The organism is Kitasatospora sp. LaBMicrA B282, assembly GCF_050325825.1.
Lineage (GTDB): Bacteria > Actinomycetota > Actinomycetes > Streptomycetales > Streptomycetaceae > Kitasatospora.
This window is the reverse complement of the sequence record NZ_JBNQTI010000299.1, coordinates 1-5,154: the sequence shown is the minus strand read 5'-3', so window position 1 is coordinate 5,154 and position 5,154 is coordinate 1. Positions and strand designations below refer to the sequence as shown.

Genomic DNA, 5,154 nt, shown 5'->3' with positions numbered 1-5,154 from the left:
CCCGGCGCCGCGCCCGCGCCGCGAGGGCCAGGGCGCCCCGGGCGACCCGCGGCGCCAGCCGCAGCGCTCGCGCGAGCTGCAGGCCAAGATCGAGGACGCGGTGCTGCGCCGCCACGACGGCCCCGGCGGCCCGGGCGACGAGCGCGGCGAGCGGCTGCAGAAGGTGCTGGCCCGGGCCGGCATGGGCAGCCGGCGGGCCTGCGAGGAGCTGATCGAGCAGGGCCGGGTCGAGGTCAACGGCGTCCTGGTGACCGAGCAGGGCAAGCGGGTCGACCCGGAGAACGACGAGATCAAGGTGGACGGCCTGACCGTCGCCACCCAGACCTACCTGTTCTTCGCGCTGAACAAGCCGGCCGGCGTGGTCTCCACCATGGAGGACCCGGACGGCCGCCAGTGCCTGGGCGACTACGTGACCAACCGGGAGACCCGGCTGTTCCACGTGGGCCGGCTGGACACCGAGACCGAGGGCATCATCCTGCTCACCAACCACGGCGAGCTGGCCCACCGGCTGACCCACCCGCGCTACGGCGTGACCAAGACCTACCTGGCCGCGATCCAGGGGCCGATCCCGCGCGACCTGGGCAAGCAGCTGGCGCAGGGGATCGAGCTGGAGGACGGCTTCGCCCGGGCCGACAGCTTCAAGGTGGTCTCCAACGTCGGCAAGAACTACCTGGTCGAGGTGACCCTGCACGAGGGCCGCAAGCACATCGTGCGCCGGATGCTGGCCGAGGCCGGCTACCCGGTGGAGAAGCTGGTCCGCACCCACTTCGGCCCGATCGCGCTCGGCGACCAGAAGTCGGGCTGGCTGCGCCGGCTGACCAACCCCGAGGTGGGCCAGCTGATGCGCGAGGTCGGCCTGTAGGGCCGCTCGTCCTCGCCCTGTAGTCCTCCGGGCCTCCCGGAGCGTTCTTCTCGGTGGACCCGACTCCGGCCCCGGCCGGCGGGGGCCGCACGTCCCGATGACCGATCGGTGGCGCGCGGCCCCCGCCGCTTGTCGGGGTGCGGCGGGGCGCACCCCCGCCATGCGTCGGGGGTCGGTGGTCGGCTGCTGGGACAGGGTTGTCACGGGGATCATCGGTGGCAGAAGATGGCCACGAAAACATCACTCACCAACTGGCGTGAAACCGCCACACCGGGGAGGGGGCGTCATGCTCGACGCTTTCAGCGCGCTCGGCCTCTCGGAGGCCGACGGCCAGGTCTACGCCGCGCTGGTGGCCGCCCCGCAATCCACCGCCGGGGAGTTGGCCGAGCGCTGCGGGCTGACGGCGCAGCAGAGCGGCAAGGCACTCAGCCGGCTCGCCCAGCAGGGCATGGCCACCCGGGCGCCGGTCGACCGCGACCGCTACCTGGCGGTGGCGCCGGACGTCGCGATCGGCACCCTGATCGGCCACCGCGAGGCCGAGCTGCGGGCCGCCCGGGCCGAGATGCACCGGCTGATGGACGCCTTCCGCGAGGCCTCCCGGTTCACCGACCCGGCCCGCTCGGTCGAGGTGCTCACCGGCGGCGAGGCGATCTCGCAGCGGCTGGCCCACCTGCAGGACACCAGCGTGCAGCAGGTGCGCGGGTTCGACTGCCCGCCCTACGTCGCGGACCCGGAGAGCAACCTGACCCGGCAGCGCAAGCGGCTCAAGGAGGGGGTGCGGTTCCGCACCGTCTACGACCGGGAGGCGGTGGCCTGGCCCGGTCGGCTGGAGAACGAGATCCTGATCGGCGCCCAGGACGGGGAGGAGGCCCGGGTGCGGACCACCCTCCCGATGAAGATGATCATGTCGGACGACCGGATGGCGATCATCCCGATCAGCGTCGGCGACAGCGTGCTGGACGCGGCCTACGTGATCCACCCCTCGGCCCTGCTCCAGGCGCTGGACGGGCTCTTCGAGGCCGAGTGGGACCGGGCGGTGCCGCTGCAGGCCGCGATCGGCGCCGAGCCGGGCCTGCGCGAGCCCGGCGACGACCAGCGCAAGCTGCTCGGGCTGCTGGCCGCCGGGCTGACAGACGAGTCGATCGCCCGCTCGCTGGGCTGGAGCGCCCGCACCACCCAGCGGCGGCTGCAGGCGCTGATGCGCGAGCTGGGGGCCAGCACCCGGTTCCAGGCCGGCATGGCGGCCCGCGAGCGCGGCTGGCTCTGACGGCCGGCCGGCTGTGACGGCGGCCGGCGCTGACCGTGGCCGCCGCTGACCCCCGGCGGGCCGGCCGGCTCGGCCGGCCCCGGTGCGGGGTCAGGCCGGCCGCGGCCCGGTCAGCTCCAGGGCAGCAGCGCGGCCCAGCGGCCGTCCGGGCCGCGCTCCAGCTTCTCCAGCCCCTTCACCGCGCTCCGGTTGAGCCGCCCGTAGATGTGCGGGAAGAGCACGTCGGGCGCCACCCCCGGCGGGCGCTCCCCGGACGGCGCCTCCCAGCGGACCATCGGCTCCACCTCCTCCGGGTCGATCAGCAGGGCCATCAGCGGATCCGGCGTCTTGGCGAAGAACAGGTTCGCGATGGCCAGCGTCGTCGGCTCGTCCGGGGAGCAGTGGATGAAGCCGTCCGTCAGCAGCGAGGTGGCGCTGTACGGACGGCCGGGATCACGGAGCCAGTCGTCCAGCGGAGCGAGGTGCAGGATCATAGCTCTGTTGTACCTGACCACCGCGGCCGCGCCGCCCTCGCGCGCCCGGCGGGATCCACCGGTCGGTCTCAGGCGGTCAGCCCCGCGACCTTGGCCGAAGCGGTCACCTCGTAGACCAGGGTGACGGTCCGTCGGCCGCCCGGCGGCAGGGCCAGCCGCCAACTGGCCACGCCCTCCGCGTCGAGCTGCTCGGGCGCCGGGTCGCAGGACTCGCCGCGCAGCCGCACCTCGACCGCCGAGACCTCGGAGACCGGGATCCGCTCGCGCAGCAGCAGCGCCACCTCGCCCTGCGCCCCGGGCGGCGAGAGCCGGCTGACCCGGACCCGCACGGTGCGGGTGAGCACCGTGCGCTGGCCCAGCCCCGGCAGGCCGCTGGTGCCGCGGCTCTCCTCCACCGTGCGGACCAGGCGCAGGTCGTCGGTGCCCGGGAAGGAGAGCTCGGCGGCCGCACCGGCGGCGGTGAACGGCAGCTCGCCGCGCCCGACGAAGCCGCTGTCGCGGATCAGCTCGACCGGGCCGGCCAGTAGCGGGTGGCCGGTCGGGTTGTGGAAGGTCACCACCTCGGCGGCCAGCGGGGACAGCTCCGGGGCGGCGATCCGCTCGGCGCTGCCCGGCGCCGTGAAGCCGCCCAGCGGGATCCGGTGCGCCCGGCCGTCGGCCGGCAGGTCCGCCGGGGCGGGGGCGGTGAGCAGCCGGACCTCGCCGCCGTCGTCCACCCCCGGCAGCCCGTCGGCGACCGGGCCCGCGGTGGCGTCCGGGCCCAGCGCGCCGATCTCCTCCTCGCGCAGCTCGACCGCCACGGTGCGCCGCTCCTCGCCGCTCAGCTCGCGCAGCGTCAGCCGGTCCGCGTGCAGCAGCGGCGGGGAGCCGGCCAGCGCCGAGCGGGCGGTGGAGAAGGAGAGCCGGGCCCCGCGCCAGTCCTCGCCGGTGACCTGCCAGACCACCGCGTCCGACTCCAGCCGCAGCGCGCCGTCCGCCAGCACCGCGCGGTAGGCGGGCCGCCAGAGCGCGCACGGCGTCAGGTGCCGGACGGTGAGCCGGGCCGGCCCGGCCCGCTCGGCCTCCACGGTCAGTTCCAGGTGGGCGGTCAGCTCCGCGGGCGCCTGCTCGGCCTCGAAGAGGGCCTCCTCGGCGGCCTGCTGCTGGGCGGTCAGCTCGGCCTGCTCGGCCCGCAGCGCCCGCAGCCGCTCGGCGCAGTCGTCCTGCTCGGCCGCCACCCGGTCCAGTTCGCGCGCCCAGCGGTCCGGCTCGGCCTCGCCGCGCCCGGTGCCCTCGGCGACCTCGATCAGCAGGTCGGCGGCCAGCCGGTCGAGCAGCGCCAGCCGGGCGGCCAGTCGCTGCTCCTGCTGGGCACCGGCGCGCAGCGCGGTCTCCAGCTCGTGCAGCCGGTGGCGCAGCGGGGAGTCGGTGCTGCCCGGCGGGTCGACCGAGCGCGGGGTCCAGCTGCGGGTCAGCCGGACCGCCAGCACCCGGAGGGCGGGGCCGCCGGGCTCGCCGGTCAGCTCGCCGGCCGGCTCGGCGGGCAGCTCGGGGGTCAGCTCGGGGGTCAGCTCGGCGCGCAGCTCGGCGGGCAGCTCGGGGGTCAGCTCGGCGCGCAGCGAGTGTTCGACGGCGAGCGGGCTGATCGGGCCCAGCCGCAGCCGTTGCCGGCCGGCGGACAGCGTCAGCGTGGCGCTGCGCTCGACGTGGGCGCGGTCCTCCAGACAGGTGGCGGCGGTGACCGGCAGCGGCAGGGCCGGGTTCGGGCGGTCGGCGCCGGCGGTGGTCCGGGGCATGGTCTCGGGCGTGGTCTCGGGCATCGGGTCAGCTCCTTCGGTTGCCGCCGGTCAGGGCCTTGCCGGCCGGGAGGCGGATCTCCCAGCCGCCGGTCAGGGCGGTGCGGCCGTGCGGCGGCAACTCGATCCGCCAGTACCGGCTGCCCTGCGGGTGGATCTCGGACGGGGCCGGCGGGGCGGTCCAGGCCGGGGTGCCGGGCTGCTCCTCGATCCGGATCTCGCGGTCGGCGGTGACCGGGATCCGCTCCCGGACCTCCACGGTGATCGCCCGGCCGAGCCGGTTGGCCAGCTCCAGGTGGATCCGCTCGGTGACCACGGTGGCGTTGCCGCGCAGGCCCGCGGTGGACTCCTGGGTCTCGGTGCGGCGGGTCACCCGCACGCTCTCGGCCACGCCCAGGCCGATCCGGCGGCTGTCGCCGGGGGCCAGTGTGGGCAGGGCGGTGGTGAGCAGGAACTCCTCGTCCGCCGTCACCTCCAGCGGCCCGGCCAGCAGCGCGCGGTCGGCGGCGTTGCCGAGCAGCAGGGTCGCGTACACGGTCTGCTCGACGGCCGGCACGCAGACGTACTCGGACTCGAGGGTGACCGGCAGCGCGCCCAGCTCCACCGTGTGCCAGCCGCCGTCGGCCGGCAGGTCGACCCGGGCGGGGGCGTCGAAGCGCTGGTCGAAGGAGCCGGCCGAGTGGCGCGGCGAGACGGTGTGCGGCGGCGGGGTGGCCTCGCGCGGGGCGCCGTGCCGGCCGGCGGGCACCGGTGCGGCGGCCGGGTGCAGCCGGCCGC

General features: G+C 76.2%; 5 protein-coding genes. 2 read left to right on the top strand and 3 right to left on the bottom strand.

Annotation, left to right across the window (positions count from 1 at the left end; all coding sequences use genetic code 11):
* Both ACQRUO_RS38555 and ACQRUO_RS38550 read left to right on the top strand, forming a co-directional pair.
* Window positions 1-862: pseudouridine synthase (locus ACQRUO_RS38555; protein WP_428320848.1), on the top strand; the 862-nt coding region annotated here is incomplete at its 5' end.
* A 286-nt stretch (window positions 863-1,148) separates the two neighbouring features.
* Window positions 1,149-2,129, top strand: a complete 981-nt coding sequence (locus ACQRUO_RS38550) for a helix-turn-helix domain-containing protein (protein ID WP_428320847.1) — start codon at window positions 1,149-1,151, stop codon at window positions 2,127-2,129.
* A 110-nt stretch (window positions 2,130-2,239) separates the two neighbouring features.
* Here ACQRUO_RS38550 and ACQRUO_RS38545 read toward each other — a convergent pair whose 3' ends face one another.
* The 3 genes from ACQRUO_RS38545 to ACQRUO_RS38535 form a co-directional block, all read right to left on the bottom strand.
* On the bottom strand, window positions 2,240-2,602 hold the full coding sequence (locus ACQRUO_RS38545; RefSeq protein WP_428320846.1) for a DUF952 domain-containing protein: 363 nt from the start codon (window positions 2,600-2,602) through the stop codon (window positions 2,240-2,242).
* A gap of 68 nt (window positions 2,603-2,670) precedes the next feature.
* On the bottom strand, window positions 2,671-4,401 hold the full coding sequence (locus ACQRUO_RS38540) for a DUF4139 domain-containing protein (RefSeq protein WP_428320845.1): 1,731 nt from the start codon (window positions 4,399-4,401) through the stop codon (window positions 2,671-2,673).
* 4 nt (window positions 4,402-4,405) lie between these two features.
* The coding region (locus ACQRUO_RS38535) for a DUF4139 domain-containing protein (RefSeq protein WP_428320844.1) at window positions 4,406-5,154 on the bottom strand (749 nt) is incomplete at its 5' end.